The 16,843-nt window shown below is 34.9% G+C and carries 14 protein-coding genes; 8 read left to right on the forward strand and 6 right to left on the reverse strand.

The features are described from left to right. Positions 1-106: 106 nt before the first annotated feature. A complete protein-coding gene (locus AC4G3L_RS00770) occupies positions 107-1,873 on the reverse strand; it encodes a glycoside hydrolase family 3 protein (RefSeq protein WP_491075073.1) in 1,767 nt (588 codons plus the stop codon). A 692-nt stretch (positions 1,874-2,565) separates the two neighbouring features. Continuing rightward, entirely contained in the window at positions 2,566-3,063 is a 498-nt protein-coding gene (locus AC4G3L_RS00775; RefSeq protein WP_491075074.1) for a phosphatidylglycerophosphatase A family protein, read from the reverse strand. Between the two features lie 124 nt (positions 3,064-3,187). Between AC4G3L_RS00775 and yutH the strand changes: the two genes are divergently transcribed. Beyond that, on the forward strand, positions 3,188-4,201 hold the full coding sequence (gene yutH / locus AC4G3L_RS00780; RefSeq protein ID WP_491075075.1) for a spore coat putative kinase YutH: 1,014 nt from the start codon (positions 3,188-3,190) through the stop codon (positions 4,199-4,201). Positions 4,202-4,298: 97 nt separating this feature from the next. On the opposite strand, the gene AC4G3L_RS00785 is transcribed toward yutH, so the two are convergent. Beyond that, positions 4,299-5,123, reverse strand: a complete 825-nt coding sequence (locus AC4G3L_RS00785) for an STAS domain-containing protein (RefSeq protein WP_491075076.1) — start codon at positions 5,121-5,123, stop codon at positions 4,299-4,301. Between the two features lie 506 nt (positions 5,124-5,629). On the opposite strand from AC4G3L_RS00785, the gene AC4G3L_RS00790 reads away from it, so the two are divergent. Next, a complete protein-coding gene (locus AC4G3L_RS00790; RefSeq protein ID WP_491075077.1) occupies positions 5,630-6,391 on the forward strand; it encodes an ion channel in 762 nt (253 codons plus the stop codon). A 656-nt stretch (positions 6,392-7,047) separates the two neighbouring features. On the opposite strand, the gene AC4G3L_RS00795 is transcribed toward AC4G3L_RS00790, so the two are convergent. After that, the gene (locus AC4G3L_RS00795) at positions 7,048-7,533 is read right to left on the reverse strand and encodes a hypothetical protein (RefSeq protein WP_491075078.1); all 486 of its coding nucleotides are present in this window, start codon (positions 7,531-7,533) and stop codon (positions 7,048-7,050) included. 417 nt (positions 7,534-7,950) lie between these two features. Here AC4G3L_RS00795 and AC4G3L_RS00800 point away from each other — a divergent pair, with 417 nt between their 5' ends. The 3 genes from AC4G3L_RS00800 to AC4G3L_RS00810 all read left to right on the forward strand — a co-directional run bounded on the left by AC4G3L_RS00800 (position 7,951) and on the right by AC4G3L_RS00810 (position 10,983). Then, on the forward strand, positions 7,951-8,109 hold the full coding sequence (locus AC4G3L_RS00800) for a hypothetical protein (RefSeq protein ID WP_491075079.1): 159 nt from the start codon (positions 7,951-7,953) through the stop codon (positions 8,107-8,109). A 379-nt stretch (positions 8,110-8,488) separates the two neighbouring features. Further along, entirely contained in the window at positions 8,489-9,997 is a 1,509-nt protein-coding gene (locus AC4G3L_RS00805; protein WP_491075080.1) for a sensor histidine kinase, read from the forward strand. Positions 9,998-10,221: 224 nt separating this feature from the next. Further along, the gene (locus AC4G3L_RS00810) at positions 10,222-10,983 is read left to right on the forward strand and encodes a sporulation protein (RefSeq protein ID WP_491075081.1); all 762 of its coding nucleotides are present in this window, start codon (positions 10,222-10,224) and stop codon (positions 10,981-10,983) included. 353 nt (positions 10,984-11,336) lie between these two features. Here AC4G3L_RS00810 and AC4G3L_RS00815 read toward each other — a convergent pair whose 3' ends face one another. Continuing rightward, positions 11,337-11,597, reverse strand: coding sequence for a hypothetical protein (locus AC4G3L_RS00815; protein WP_491075082.1), 261 nt, complete (start codon positions 11,595-11,597; stop codon positions 11,337-11,339). A gap of 393 nt (positions 11,598-11,990) precedes the next feature. Between AC4G3L_RS00815 and AC4G3L_RS00820 the strand changes: the two genes are divergently transcribed. The 3 genes from AC4G3L_RS00820 to AC4G3L_RS00830 all read left to right on the forward strand — a co-directional run bounded on the left by AC4G3L_RS00820 (position 11,991) and on the right by AC4G3L_RS00830 (position 16,523). Next, complete coding sequence (locus AC4G3L_RS00820) at positions 11,991-14,063, forward strand: thioredoxin domain-containing protein (RefSeq protein WP_491075083.1); 2,073 nt, start codon at positions 11,991-11,993, stop codon at positions 14,061-14,063. Between the two features lie 183 nt (positions 14,064-14,246). Next, entirely contained in the window at positions 14,247-15,221 is a 975-nt protein-coding gene (locus AC4G3L_RS00825) for a Gfo/Idh/MocA family protein (protein WP_491075084.1), read from the forward strand. 336 nt (positions 15,222-15,557) lie between these two features. Continuing rightward, positions 15,558-16,523 carry a YsnF/AvaK domain-containing protein gene (locus tag AC4G3L_RS00830; protein WP_491075085.1) on the forward strand — a complete coding sequence of 322 codons (966 nt, stop codon included), beginning with the start codon at positions 15,558-15,560 and terminating at the stop codon, positions 16,521-16,523. A 41-nt stretch (positions 16,524-16,564) separates the two neighbouring features. Here the strand turns inward: AC4G3L_RS00830 and AC4G3L_RS00835 are convergent, their stop codons facing one another. Beyond that, complete coding sequence (locus AC4G3L_RS00835; protein WP_491075086.1) at positions 16,565-16,774, reverse strand: hypothetical protein; 210 nt, start codon at positions 16,772-16,774, stop codon at positions 16,565-16,567. Between the last annotated feature and the right edge of the window lie 69 nt (positions 16,775-16,843).

Genomic DNA, 16,843 nt, shown 5'->3' on the forward strand with positions numbered 1-16,843 from the left:
AAAGAAAATGTGTGTTTTCTATGTTTGGTATGAAAAATTAGTCTGGGGGAAATAGAGAAAAAGGATTAAACCGAAAAAGGTTTAATCCTTTTTTGCTATTGACAGATTAAATGTAAGTATCTTTTAATCCGCAGTATGCATCAACTGGGCTGTCACCCTTGAATGGTGATTTGCCCATCATTTTTTCTACTAGTACTTCAATTGTTTCTTTATTACCATCATACGTGTTGATGTATGTTTTAACTTGCGGTACATCCGCTAAGTGGAATGGGTAGTTTACAGAAACAAAAATAGTTGGTACTTCATGAACGTAGAAAGGAATATCAGGTGTTCCTTTTAAAGCATTCCAAGTCATACGTTGAACAACTTCACCCATTTTGATATTAGCGATATTAATGATTAAATCATATTTATCCGTTAATTCTTTAATAGGGCGTTTTGCTGCATATGCGTTCATGATGCTCTTCATTTGTTCTTCTGGTGGCAGGTCCGCAATTTTATCCATTGGAGATTCGTGAATTTCCACTTCAAAGCCTTGTGCTTCAAGCTCTGCTTTTAGAAGATCGATTGGTTTAGGTTTGTTTCCGCTAATTAATTTACTGAAGGCACCTTCAGCCGTTTTTACGTTAACTAATAATACTCGTTTGTATTTCTCAGGAGTAACAGGCCAGATATCTTGTTTGTCTTTTACTAAAGTGATGGCAAGATCTGTAACTTCTTTAAATAGCTTAACGTTTTCAGGAAGACCGATTTGTTTAAGTGCTTCTTCTTTCGGCATCATGATTTCTGTTTTTGCTTTTTTGTGAAGTCCTAAAGATGCTTTAAGACCAAGGATACGAGTAAGAGCAGCCTCTAAACGCTCTTCTGTAATAATACCGTTTTTGTATCCGTCCATCATGTAACCGAAATCTTCATCTGGATCGTTGAAGAATAAGAATAAGTCACAACCAGCAGCAATTGCAGTTGGAAGCATTTCACTTCGCTTCATTGCAGATGTCATCGCAACCATGTGGCTCGCATCTGTAACAACAACACCGTTGAACTCTAATTTACCACGCAATAAGTCAGTGATAAGTTCTTTAGAAAGTGTTGCTGGCAGTAAATCTTCATCTGTAAGACTTGGGTTGAAGTGCTTAGAATAAGCAGGCATATGGATGTGACCAGCCATAATGGAAGGTAGGCCAGCATCAATTAAGCCTTTGTAAACTTTTCCGAAAGTTTGATCCCATTCATCACAAGATAAGCTGTTAGGCGCGAAAGATAAATGTTGGTCACGCTCGTCAACACCATCACCAGGGAAGTGTTTAGCAGCAGGAGCGATTCCGCTTTCTTGAATACCTTTCATGTACGCCAAGCTCATTTCTAAAACCTGGTCTGGGTCGGAACCGAAAGTACGGCTTGAGATGATTGGGTTACGCCAGTTCATATGGATATCAACAATTGGCGCAAAGCTCCAGTTACATCCAATAGCAGATGCTTCTACACCAGAAACTCGGCCCATTTCGTATGCCCATTTTGCATCCTTTGTTGCACCAATTTTAACTTCAAGACCAACTTCTGTACCATCTGTACAAGCACCATTACCGCCAGCTTCTGTATTAGCAGCAATCAATAATGGAATTTTGCTGTTTTCTTGAAGTATTTTATTTTGATCATAAACTTCTTCAGCTTTACCAGGGTTGTAACGAACAGCACCGATATGGTAATTGTTAAGCATGCCAGTAAGATATTCTTCTGTACGGCTAGCTCCCATGTTTACGAATAATTGACCAATCTTTTCTTCGATTGTCATGGACTTGATTGTATCTTCTACCCATTTAATATCTTCGTCAGATAAATGGTAAGGTTTTGCTTTTAAATCCACTTTAGTCATCCTATGTAATACTCCCTTACTGTTAATTTGTGAAAGTTCTTCTTTATCATCTTGTAGTTTGTACATTTATGCTTAATTTATGACTTGAAATTGATAAAAGAGAAAGCGCTGGCATTTATGAGCACCAAACGCGAGCCATCAAATTAGGCCTGGAAACACAAAAACCAACAAAATGAATAAGTCATCCACTGATACACAAGTATTCTAGCATACCAGTTAATAGATTTCCATATAAAGTTCAATATTTCACAAACTAAATTGGGTTAGGAGGATATTTTCAGAAAGAGAAACCTACACACGACTGTCACGAGCTTTATCGTTATCTATAAAAATTAGGGAATTATGATAATAATAAGAATAAAAGGGGGGAGTAGACGATGATTCTAAGATTATTATTACTTGTCTTATTGGATATCATTTTTGCCATTACCCCTTTTCATTCTAGCTGCTATAGGTGCTCTTATCTTTGTCCTATATACAATAGAGCTTGCAGTAGAAGTGAATTTTGAAGAAATAGAACTGGCGCTAGTGAATGATTAACTAACAAAAGATGGTACGAAATAACATTTTCAAGAACGAAAGAGACAAGAGTCGCTCTTTCGTTCTTTTTGGTGAATCTTCAAGAGTTTATATTAATCATTAAGTGAATGGAGACATTCATAAAAATCTATTCCATAAAAACGCAGTCCTTTTTACTCTAAGTTCTCTACACTGTGGGCCAGGCGACTGGATGCTGCCGCCGCAATGGCACCCACAATATCATCCAAAAAGGTATGGCATTCACCGGAAGATTTATCATTCAGCTTCTCCAGTATTCCTGGTTTCTTCTTATCAATATAACCGTAATTCGTAAAACCGATGGAGCCATATACATTAACAATACTAAACGCTAATATCTCATCAACCCCATATAATCCTTCATCTGTTTTAATAATGGATTGTAAAGGTTCCTCCAGCATTCCTTTTTCAGAGAGCATATCCAGTTGAATGCCTGTTAATATGGCATTTTGAACTTCACGCTTGGAAAGCACGCGTTCTACATTGTGAATGCATTCATCTAAGAGCAGATTATCATGATATTGATGCTGTAGGTACAACACTAATTCACCAATATCTTGAACCGTCACTCCACGGTCATGCAACCATTTTCTTGCTGTTTGTTCAGTCATATCTACAGGTTTCCCTTTCATACGAAGACACCAACTTCCATGAAATATAGTATGTATATCGTGATGTTAACCACATATAAAAGTTATCTTGCCCATATACTTATCATAGTAAGCAATTGAATAAGAGGTGATGAAGAAAATTGTGATGAACAAACAAATATTGTACGAAAAATATGGGATAACAGTAGATCTGGAAAAGACTAGTGGAGCGATGAAACAATATGCCGGCGGAGGAAAGGACTTCTTAAGTTTCGAAATCTATATGGAAGAGCAGGAGCTTCAAGAACGAAATAATCTCGCTTATCATTTGCAGAACAAAGGGGAGAAGGGAGTATGGCTTCCCCTGTTAAATAATGAGCAAAAGTTATTGACCGAAATAGATAGTAAAAGCTTTGTGGTTTGTATAAAAGGGTTAGAGATGCCTGATTTGCTAGAAGTAGGCAGAGAGTTGGCGATATTCCATTATCACGGCAGGACGATTCCGCAACGTATAGAATTTTGCTCAAGAATCGGAAAATGGAAAGAAATGTGGGAGCAACGCATCGATCAGGTCGAAAATGTTTGGAGAGATAAGTTGGCAGCTAAGCCGCAAAATGATTTTGAAAAATTGTTTATTGATAGTTATCCCTATTACGCTGGCCTTGCGGAAAATGCGATTCAATATTTAGTAGATACCGAAATAGACGAAAATCCAGAGATGGTTGATGGAGGTACTGTTTGTTATGATCGTTTCACGTCAGACACATGGGGACCTGGCTCACACGGTAAACTGTTTAGTGAATGGGTTTTTGATCATGGAGCGAGGGATATTGCCGAGTGGATTCGTGCGTATTATTTTAAACAGCCTAATACGTATCATCAAGGCGTGGAGTCATTTTTACGCCACTATCAATCCATTACGCCTTTATCAACTTTTTCTGCTCGAATGTTATTTTCAAGGATGCTGCTGCCGGTACATTTTTTTGAAATCATAGAACAGTATTATGTAACAAAATCTGAAGGAGAGAAAACACGCTTGGAAGAACGATTGTTACATGATGTGAAACATTCTAATTTGTATGAAAAAATGTTGCGTGAAATATATGAACTGGCAGGTATCACTAAAGGGAATGTTAGATTGTTTATTCCGGAATGGATCATGAATGGGAGGCTGGTTTAGGCTAATTTCATTGTTTTAGACATTCATTTGGGTGTCTTTTTTTGATTTCACTATTTTATAACAACCCCCGCTTTGTATGACCCGAGAGTGCTATGTATCACAGTAAATCTTTAATAGCTAAATGTAAACTTGAGAAGGTTTTAGCTGTAGTTTTTATTCCTAAACTAACCATTGTTTGGGCGATTTCTACACGGATACCAGATAAACGAGTTCCTATACCGATAAGTTGCAACGCATCCATCACTTTAAATATTTGATGAGCAACCATCGTATCGATAACCGGGACACCTGATAAATCTATGATCATATAATCTAAATTATATTCACTTCCTGACTTTAAAGCCTTTTCCATTAAGTGGCTTGCTCTTTTAGTGTCCATAACTCCTATGATAGGAATAATACCTATATTGGATGTAATCCTAACAACAGGAATAGAAAGTTCAAAGGCTGTCGTTTCTGCCAGGACTATTCTTTCTGCGTATTGGGAAGAAAACGAAAAGGTAAGCCAGTGGATTGCTTTGTCCACAACTGAATCAAATTTTGAAATAGTTGCATAGAAAACATCGAGGCTCATTGAAGATTCCTTAGCTTTATTTTTGATGATTTCTCCTATTTTTTCACGGTAGAACCTTACTTCTTCAATGGCATCATCAAGTGTTAAATTCAGGTTTACGAGTAAATCAACCGTTGCCTTGCTCCATTCTTTTAAAATAGTAAAGGTATCGCTTTGCCCTTCTACAAAAGATAAACCATAAATTTCGATAAGGTTTATTCTCCATTTATTGATTATCATATTGATTTCATCAGTATATGTACGGGTGTCATCATCAAATCGTATTTTAGCTAAAATATCCTTAGAAGAGAGTATGTGATTTGAAAGGTCTTTTGAAAATAGATCTATACTACTATCAATGCTATGCATATAACAACTCCCTAATTTCCAACGATTTATGAATTAAATTAGTTTTTACACAAATAAAAAAACCTTACCAGGATTATGTAAAAGATTTTTCAATTTCAACCCATATTTATTAACCCCTGCGAAAGTATATATCTTATTTTCTCTAACATACCAGTTGAAAAAGTTACTGTAAAGAAATACCTAAATACAAAATATTGCATTTTTTACCAAATCAGACGGAAGATTACTGCTTTTATATAGAGAAATTTATACTATTAGTGATTTTTAAGAGGAAAAATGTAGTCAATTATTAACACGAACAGCAATCAATGTATTCTAATGAAGGTTGGAATCAGTGTATTTAACACCACCCATAATCTTAACCTTTAAATGTCGAATATCCATAAAAGGAATAAAAATCCAAATGTTACTATATTAAATTGGTAGTTCACTATTATAATAGAGAGATAGGACTATAAATTTATGGAATGAAGAGACTGGTTTCCATTGCTGGAAGAGGTGTTTTAATGATAATGTTACGCAATTTATATTTCAAACTAACTCATATGTCATGGTTACTATTAACCACATTGACAATATGCTTGATTGTGTTTAGTACAGTCATGTTAAGAGTAGTGGAGCCCGATACATTTACGACCTATATGGATTCCTTCTGGTTTACAATGACAACGATGTTAACTGTCGGATATGGGGATATGTCACCATCTACAACAGACGGCAGAATTTTCACGATTATATTTCTTTATGTGGTTGGTATTGGCTTATTTGCAACATTCATTGGAAAAGTCATGGAAGGCTTTACGGTTTATAGAAAACGCAAAGAGGGCGGCGAGATTATGTTTGAAGGAAAGAACCATATTGTCATCATAGATTGGTCACATAAGGCACAAATTGCGGTTAAAGAGATTCTTGATAAAAATAAAAGAGCGGAAATTATTGTAATTGATATGCTTGAGAAGCTTCCTTACGTGAATGGAAATATTCATTATATAAAGGGAGAGGCGTCGAATGTTGAAGTATTAAAGAAAGCTAATATTCAACATGCAAAATCCATTTTAATATTTTCAGATGATAGAATACAAAATCAAACCTTAACCGACGGTAAATCACTGATGATTGCCTGTGCAGTTGAAAGAATTGCCTCTCATGTACATACAGTCGTAGAAATTGAAAGAGAAGAGCATGTTGAGAATTTCTCACACATTAATATTGATAAATTTATTCTATCGAATGGAACAATTGCCAAGATGGTAGTCGATGCGATGTAAATAGATGACAGAGAACTTTTTACGGAGATTGTTCTAGAGTGTATATTTATATAAATATATTTTCTATTTATTCAACTTGGAAAGACCATGAGTGATCATATAGTGTTCTTTTGACTATAGCTTTAACCTCAGGAAAAATAAGTTAAGCGTGCGGACTACATAGTTAATACCTCTTTTCCTCATATACCACTGGAGTAGCCTAATATATGTTGAAATTAGAATAAAGGGGTTATTACAGTTTAATACGATGAATTAGCTCTGTGTATATTCATGGGTAAGTTCATGTATGGGTATTATAGCAAGCTTGCTTTTAATGCCTATAAGTGAATTAATCAACAGTTATCTCCTATCAATTATAGGTACTGCCTTAATGATCATGCTCGTTATTTTTACTATCACCTATATGAATACAGGGAAACAGGTTTAAAAAGAAAAGTTGATAAGGTGAAATCAGAGGGGCAAATGGGTTACTTTTTGAATAAAATGCTTATATTAATAACCATGATTTTTCGAACTAGAATCTGGGGATGACTTATAATAGTAAAGCATCGATCAATCGGTGCTTTACTATTGTTATATCCGTTTATAGTTACTAAGTTATAAGGCAAGGAAACTTCCTTATTTTGAATGTTTCAAACATTTATTCATGCTGCTTTTTATTTGAATGACTCAGCTATTCCGATCATATCCTCTTTTGTTAGTTCTACGGCATTTTTCCCTGAAGCAGCAACTTGATATTCGAAAATATAATGATAATCTCCATCTCTCCAATGAACAGATGAGGCTAAATCATCCTCTGCATAAAACCCATCATGACTATTAATCCTTATCTTTTTATATCCATCTGGTTTCCCATCGTATGTTACCTCTTTTGTATGTACCATAAGCATGAATTTTTCATCATTTTCCCCTGTAAACTGTACATCATGTACAGAAGATTCAGGAATAGTCTGTGGATTAATCTCATATTCTTTGATTTCCATAGGAAATATAGTTGGTAATTTCGGTTTAATTTTTTGTTCTTCTTTTAAATATTTTCGTATTTTTGTCGGATCATAGGATATTCCAGCAGATGCTTCATTATCGTTGCAGCCAATAAGCAAAAGGGAGATTCCGAGTAAGACAATATGAATTATTCTCATGATAAGCTCTACCTCCAAAATTATTTTATCGTAATATAAAGATGTATATTCTATAAAAAAGTAAGAACTCCTTTTTCACTAGATATGTTTTATTTGGACTTTATTCTTGGAGGTAAGGGTGTGAAAGATTAAATCAGAAATGCTATGTTTCCTAACAACACTGTTACTGTAGACTTGGAAAAACTACATTACGCGGACATTATGGGAACATGTTTCCGTATCTATGGTGGGTACTAGGATATGTTATTATCATCCTGGTTATTTCATATTTGTATTTAAAGAAGACTAAAAGATTATTAGTTATCATAGATTAGAAGGATCATTTTGGTCTTGGATTCAAATGAGTCTTTTTATGAATTACATAAGAGGGATTTTACAATATATTGATAAAATTTAAATTAGTAAAGGAGGATGGGGATGAATAAATACGGTAAATTATCTATAGTGACAGTTGGTATCAGTATAGTCTTATCTTTTTTTATTACGGAAAATATGACATATCCCAGATTGGTTTTATTAGCGGTTACAATCATATCTGTGACCGGAATCATTTTTGCTTTTTTATCAAAAAAATAGCGAGCATTATTATCGGTGTCATTCTCAACAGCCTTATATTGGTTTGCTTACTTATATTGATTCTAGTTGTAGGTATAGGTATAAATTAAATATCTTCATTATTAAAAGAGTATCAAATTAAGCATCTTTAATAGCTTACTCCTCATCTATTTATAATTTGAACTCAAAATGTAGAGATCCCTTTGATTGCGTCTTTCCAGAAGGAACGGCGTTTATTTTTGCTTCAAATACACCTTATTGACTAAGTCCTCAATGAAGGTTTATTCTTTCACCTAGATAAATAAATGGAATTAAATACATATAATAAACTTTTATTATTTTGATATAATTAATTTCTCTGTTAATTTGGTTAATTGAAAGGAATTTTTAAAGATAAAAAATGGTTAGATTTATAAAGAACTTGAAAAATAATCAGCGGGCGTATTTTATATTTGCCTACTGTTTATTTATTCTTCTTGTGTTGATTACAACAGCTTTATATGGCTATAACAAAATGTCAACTCTCTTTAGGAAAGAAGCATTTGAATTGTTTCCAACTCATATTTGGGTAGAGCATGCTTTGTATGAAGGTCAGCTTAATAATGAGGAATTTACTGATTTTCTTCAATCTATTCCTAAAGATAATGAATATATTTATGTTTATAATCAAGAAACGAAGTCAAAAGCATTATATTACAATGACACAACAACATTACATGATGATGTTGAAGGAATTGACGGCATTTTACTACTGTTGTTAAACAAAACGTTAATGCATATCGACCTGGGTGAGGTCTATAATGTTTTTATTGATCAAAATTTATATATGAAACTGGCAAATGAATCTAATTCAATTTTTATCAGGATTGGTCATGAGGTTGAATCTGATGCTTTTTCGGGTGAAATTGTAGCATTTCGTGACATTAGTAAAACTCTATTGCCGGCATACAAAGCAACGGTCTTTCAATGCGCTTTAATTATTGGGCTCGCTGTATTGTTTATTATTATTAAATATAAACTTATGAGAAATCTATATTTTACTCCTCTGGAAAAGATGAGGATTCATTTTCAAAAAATGTCAAGGTACCATTTAGAGGCTTTCATTTATAAAAAGCCTATCATGCCAGAAGTTAAAGAGACAATTGACGCAGTTAATAGGATGATGTTGGAATTGCAGGATGGGCTTAAAGAGACAAAATCCTTTCTAGATGAGATGGTCCATGAAATAAAAAATCCAGCCCATAATATTAAAAATGAACTAGAATTGATAGATGATATGCTACCTGAAGCAGATGAGGAAATGAAACACAGAATTCAATCTGTTATGAATGAATCGGAAAATATCACCTCATTGTTATCCAGTATCAAAATCATTTACGATATTTATTACTTAGGAGGGTCTCCTCCAGATAGCTGGTTGAATCCTGTCGAGCAAATCAAACCAATTTTCGAAGAATATAAGGAAAAATATCCTAACCGACAATTTCATTTCAAATATCATATTAATCCAAATATCTATATATGGATTGACCAAGGTTCAATCGAGTTACTGGTGAGAAACTTACTGGATAACGCCATTAAATACTCTGAAAATGGCTCCTCAATCTTTATTGGCATTCGGGAGTATAATCAGACCAATAAAATTATCATAGAGGTTGTGAATTCTGGTTCTAGTATCGAATATAATAATCTTGGGAAAATCTTTGGAAAATACTATCGTACCAATTCGGCCAAAGCGCTAACGGGTGGTGCAGGAATTGGACTTTGGCTTATCCATAGCATTGCGGATATCTATAATGCTAACGTACATGTGCAAAGTTCAACGAATACAACCGGATTTGCGATAGCCTTTCAGCATTATAAAATAGTAGAACAAGAAACACTTGATGATGAAGCGATCTCTTCGTAAAAAGGGATCGCTTTTTTAATACCTTTTGAAACACATTGTTTTTAAGAGAATGTGATAAGGAACAGATATGAGGATTTTCTCGGCAACAAATGGACAAAGAGGAGGAGAATGAAATGTTTAGTGGTTTTTAATTAGGAAAATTATGCTAATTATTAATTGCAGAGTGTTATTATCCGCTCTTTATATAGTAAAATAGACATATAATAAGGAAATGAGGGATTTACATGTTTGATAAACTGCTTTCGTCTATTGGGATTGGTGCTGCTAAAGTTGATACAAGGCTTACGAGAAAGAGTTACATCGTCGGGGAAACTATTGAAGGAGAAGTTTATATTAAGGGTGGAAAAAACGAGCAGGATATTGATACGATCTATTTAACGTTAATGACCGACTATGAAGTCGAAATTGACGATAAAAGGGTAAGACGTTCTTTGGCCTTGGATAAAATGGTGTTGACTGAACCATTTACCATTGCTGCCAATGAGGATAAAGTGGTGCCATTCCAAATGAAAATTCCTTATGAAGCTCCTGCTACATTAGGTAGAACGCGCCTTTGGATCCAAACGGGTTTGGATATTAAAATGGCAATCGATCCTCGTGATAAGGACTTCCTGGAAATTAAACCCCATCCGCTTGTGACAGGTTTCATTGAGGCTGCAGGAAAATTAGGGTTCCGCTTGCATCAGGTAGATTGTGAAAAGACTCCTTCGTATTTCAAAAATGGCTTGCCGTTTGTTCAGGAATTCGAATTCAAAGCTAGATCCGGAGAATTTGCGCGAAAACTGGATGAACTAGAAGCAGTGTTCCAGTTGACTGAAAATGAAGCAAGAGTATTGCTGCAAATCGATAGGAGAGCCAGGGGATTCTCAAGCTTTTTAGCGGAATCATTAAACATGGATGAATCTTTTGTTAAATTTTCTTTTAACAAATCAGATTTAAGCACGCTTGATCGGACATTAGGGGATATCATTAGAAAATATTGCTGACAAGTACATAGTCAGGATTAGATATCTTACATTAATGAATACCAAGACTAAACAAACTTTGAAAAGCGTATCCGAAATTCGGGTACGTTTTTTGTCTGAATAATAATGCTTTATAGTTTATAGGTTAATAAGGAATTCATACTATCATTCAAAGCACTCTAATGATGTATTTGGCTATATAGAAACTGTTTAAAATATTAGGAAACTATAAAATAGAAAAAAAGGTAAATTCGATAAGACAATGCAAGGCAATAATCTCGCTTCTGTAGCCGATTCATTCAATGCTTTCTTTAGTAAAAGTAAACTAGCATTTAACTAACTGATAATTAAAAAAATGCCTGCTAAAGGCATTTTTATTCTGCTTCCTCTTCATCATCCAGGCTAGGGTCAGAATATGTTATGATGATTTTTTTATCATCATGTAACACATCTACCGTGATGCCCCATCCCATTTTATCGAACGCTATCCCATTACCGTATTCAGAAGATCGGATCCATAAAAGACAGTCTCTTTCTTCGTCAAATACAACAAAACTAGTATCATTTTTATCGCTAATTACATGTAAATTAGCCTTGCTTTTTATCTCAATGTTCCATGATTTAAACGTATACATATTTATTCCTCCTGCTTATCTACTATTCTATTAAAATTGATCACAGTTAAGTGTACCATATTTTTCCTTTATATTTATATTATTTTATATTAGTTAAGGATTAGTCTATCCTAATTACTGGAAGTTTCATGTAAACTCTCTCTTGATATAAGTGATTTTAACGCAAGGATGTCCACAAACTATTGTTCATTACTCGGTAAAAGAAAAGTGTACCAATTAAAATGCCTTTTATAATGCATAAAAACCTTATGTATCAATAAATAATGTGATTAAGTTTATACTAATTAAAGATGTGTATGGTATAGAGAGGATTAACTTATCCAAAACGAGCGAAGTGGGTATGTAAAACTTGTATAATTAAATCATTTTGCTATCGAAAGGAGCATGAACGATATGGACGAAAAATCTAGGTCAAATAGACTAATAAATGAAAAATCACCCTACCTTTTGCAGCACGCTTATAATCCAGTGGACTGGTATCCATGGGGACCTGAAGCATTTGAAAAAGCGAAACAGGAGAACAAGCCTGTGTTTGTCAGTATAGGTTACTCGACTTGCCACTGGTGTCATGTGATGGAAAAGGAAAGTTTTGAAGATCAAGAGGTAGCAGAGATAATTAATGAGCGGTTTGTTTCCATAAAGGTGGACCGGGAAGAACGTCCGGATTTGGATTCCATTTATATGTCCGTGTGTCAAGTGATGACGGGACAGGGTGGTTGGCCGCTCAATGTATTTTTGACGCCTGATCAGGTTCCCTTTTATGCAGGCACTTATTTTCCGAAGACCAGTCGATACGGGCGTCCGGGAATCATTGATGTAATAACTCAATTGTATGATACATATCATAATGAGCCACATAAAGTAAAAATTACTGGCGAGCGTCTTAAAGATGCCATTATGCCGGCGAAACAGGAATCTTCGAAAGAGAAATTAACGATGGCTGCCTTAAATGCAGCTTTTCAACAATTCAAGCGTGTATTTGATAAACAGTATGGTGGGTTTGGCTCCGCCCCAAAATTTCCTACTCCGCATAATTTAATGTTCTTATTACGTTACTATCATATGACCAAAGATCAGGAAGCCTTGAATATGGTATTGAAAACATTAGAGGGACTCTCTAGAGGTGGAATTTACGATCATATAGGATTCGGTTTCTCGCGTTATTCCACTGATGAATTGTATTTGGTGCCACATTTTGAAAAGATGCTGTATGACAATGCTATGCTGTTAATTGCATATACAGAAGCTTACCAAGTAACCGGGGAGGCCTCACTGAAAGATATCTCAGAACAAATTATCACCTATGTACTGCGGGATATGAGGCATCCAGACGGTGGATTTTATTCTGCGGAGGATGCTGATTCAGAAGGTGTTGAAGGGAAATTTTATATATGGGACTACTTTGAAATATTTGATCATTTAGACGAGGATTTAGCAGAATTATATTGTGCGGTGTATGATATCACACCTGAAGGAAACTTTGAAGGAGAGAATATTCCTAATTTAATCCGTGAACCGATTGATTTATTTGCTGCCCATAATGACTTAGATGCAAATGAAGTCCGTCAACAATTAGAGAAAGCAAGGAATATTTTATTTCAGGTTCGTGAGGAGCGGGTACATCCACACAAGGACGACAAAATCCTTACTGCATGGAATGGATTGATGATTGCAGCTTTAGCGAAAGCAGCGAGAGTATACGACCATCAGGAAGCGCTTGATGCAGCCAAACGTGCTATCCAATTTATTGAACAGAACTTAATTAAGGACGGGAGAGTCATGGTCCGTTACAGAGAAGGTGAAGTCAAACAGGAAGGCTTTATCGATGACTATGCTTATCTTCTTTGGGCTTATATTGAACTATATGAAACCACCTTTGATTTATCGTATCTTGAAAAAGCAAAAACGCTCACGAATCAAATGAATGATCTTTTTTGGGATGAGGATCATGGCGGATTCTTTTTCTATGGAGAAGATAATGAAGAATTATTGATCCGTCCAAAGGATGTTTATGATGGAGCGTTACCATCAGGTAATAGTGTTGCAACCTTACAAATGCTACGTCTGGCTCGTTTAACAGGTGAGTATTCACTGGAAGAGAAGGTTCAAAAGGTTTTTGACGTATTCAGCGATGATGTAATTCATTATCCAATGGGCCATACGTATATGTTAATGGCCTATATTACGACCCAGATGAATATGAAAGAAGTGATCGTATTAGGTAATCAGGATCCAGAGAACAAATTCATATCTCATCTGCAAAAAGGGTTTCACCCACAATTAACCTATTTAGTAAATAATGATTCCGCTTCTTTCTCAGGAATCGCTGAGTTTGCTACAAGCTATTCAATAGTAGACCATAAAACAACCTATTATATTTGTGAGAATTTTATTTGCCATCGTCCGGTTACAGAGGGAGACGAAGCAATCATGCTTTTAGTTCCTGATAAACAGGAAGAGAGTTAACTTTTTGTAAAAGTAAGAGGCTGAGACTGCATTCTATCGATAGCTATTTAACTTAAAGAGGCAGGAGTACATCATTAATGGTGTACTCTTTTTTTCGTAAAGTCTTCCCAAGAAGGTTTTATGCAGACAATTTGTATTATAATGAATATAAATATTCTGAAAAAACTATATTTGGAGGGTATTATGAAAACAATTCAATGGGGAATTATTGGACTTGGTAACATTGCAGAACGATTTGCATCGACCGTAAAAAAAATGGATGGTGTCACTCTAAAAGCTGTAGCATCTAGGACGAAAGATCATGCGCTAAACTTTGGGCGAAAATACGAGGTTGATGAAAAATATTGCTATGGTACATATGAGGAACTAATGCAGGATGATCAAATTGATGCTATTTATATCGCTGTTCCACACCCTTTTCATAAAGAGAATGCTATTCGCTGTTTAAATCATGGAAAAGCTGTGCTTTGTGAAAAGCCTGTTACGATGAATAAAGCAGAAATAGAAGAGGTAATCCATGTTGCAAAAGAACAGAATGTTTTCTTTATGGAAGCGATGAAATCACGCTTTATGCCAGTAAATAAAGAAATAAAAAAAATAGTCACGGAAGGTGGAATTGGAAAGCCTGTTTTCATGAGAGCTGAACTTGGTTATAAAGGAGAATTTGATCCGAATGGGCGCATTTTTAACCGAGAGCTAGGCGGAGGAGCATTATTAGATATCGGAATTTATCCTCTTTCATATTGTGCTTATTTACTTGGAGCTCAACCAAAGTCTGTTCAAAGTTCATTACAATTTGGAGTAACTGATGTCGATGAAAATGGCACAATTCAGTTAAACTATGAAGATGGACCATTAGCTCAAATTTACTGTACGATAAAAGCAAATACCCGTAAGGATGCGAGTCTTTTAGGGACAGATGGCAGCATTTATATACCCTATTTTTCAAATGCGCAATCTGCGACGATTATTACTCCTCAAAAGGAATGGACGATTGAAGAGCCTTTTGAATTTACTGGATTTGAATATCAAATACGCGAGGTAGGCCGCTGCCTTGAAGAAGAAGTACTGGAAAGTCCTATGATGACCTGGCAAGATTCGATAGAGGTCATGGATATAGTCGATCAGGTGTTTGAAAATAATGTGTTGAAAGCTTAAGAGAGCCAAATTGGCTCTCTTTTTTATAAAAATAGATAAATCACGACCAAATATTTAAGGTTCTTTGCTAATTCTCTTTTGCTTTATAGTTTGCGTATTATTTCCCTCAGTAAAGTGAATTCTCAGATGAATTTATAGCTTTTTTTCAGTAAAAAAAAGTTTTTTTATTTTTTTTTTTTTGCATAGCAGAAAGAAAACCTACTATATAAGCAGAAAAAATAAACGGGTTTAGCAAGGTTACTATTAAATTATTTCCTGTTTAGTGATTTCCAGTGCGGGTATATTTTAACTATGAAGCAACAATCATCCAATAATAACTACTAGGAGGAATTAATAATGAATAAAACAGTATATGGAGTTTACACAGAGAGCGTAGAAGTTGTACAGGCAATTAATAGTTTGAAAGCTAAAGGGTATGACGGATCTGATATTACAGTAGTAGCTGACAATGCAGATAAACTGGGCATCATGGATAACTACACTTTAGATAGTGATGTTAAAACAGTATCTAACAATGATGAATCCTTCATGGACAAAGTAGCAAAATTCTTCACAATGGAAACTAATAATCCAGTTGAAGAAACATTGAGAACGGATTATGGTTTTACACATGAAGAAAGTGCACGTTATGCAGAAGATGTGAATAATGGAAAAGTACTTGTTCTTGTTGATCAAGATTCACTACTTGGAGATACGGTCGGATTAGATCGCACAGAAGATGTGAATTTCGGAGCAAATGCATCCGCTGCACTTAATACGACTGACCGTATGACTAATGACGATGCCCTAACTGACGAAGAAAGAAGAATTAAACTTCGTGAAGAAAGACTAGACGTAAATAAAAACGAAGTGAAAACTGGAGAAGTAATCGTAAATAAAGAAGTAACCGAAACACAAAAAGAAATTGAAGTACCAGTAGAACATGAAGAAGTTTATATTGAACGCCGTAAAGTAACAGATTGTGATCCTGCAGATTATACAGGAACTATCAATGACAACGAAGAAATCCGTATTCCAGTAATGGAAGAAAAATTAGAAGTTACTAAAAAAGCAGTTGTGACTGATGAAATTGTGATAGGTAAAGAAAAAGTAACAGATACAAAAACTGTTCAAGATACGGTTAGAAAAGAAGATGTTCGTGTTGACAAGGATGGGAATCCATTTGTAAATGATCAAGATACAACTGCAACTTCACGTATGGACGCAACTCCTATGAAGGATTCTGCTTTACCAGATGAGGATAAAGATCGTTTAACTAACAAGCCATATCAAAAAAATATCATTGATACAGATAATTTGTAATAAAACAAAAAAAGCTGTCTCTTAGGAGGCAGCTTTTTTATTTAAAGATTCTTTAACTTTTTATTCAATTTGCTTACATATTCCATCAATACTTCATATTCCTCTATATCTAAACCACACTCTCCATATTTCGTTGCTATCCTAATGATAATATCTTCTTTTTTCTTAAGTGCTTTCTCATAAAGAGAGATAAGGACAATCCGTTCATCATTCCTGGAACGTTCTTTAACCACCCATTCATTTCGATGCATTCTTGAGATGATTAGGATAGGTTAGACCAAAGGGTTTTAATACTTGAGCAATATAGCCTTGTACATTCA

Source organism: Bacillus sp. z33 (assembly GCF_058313615.1).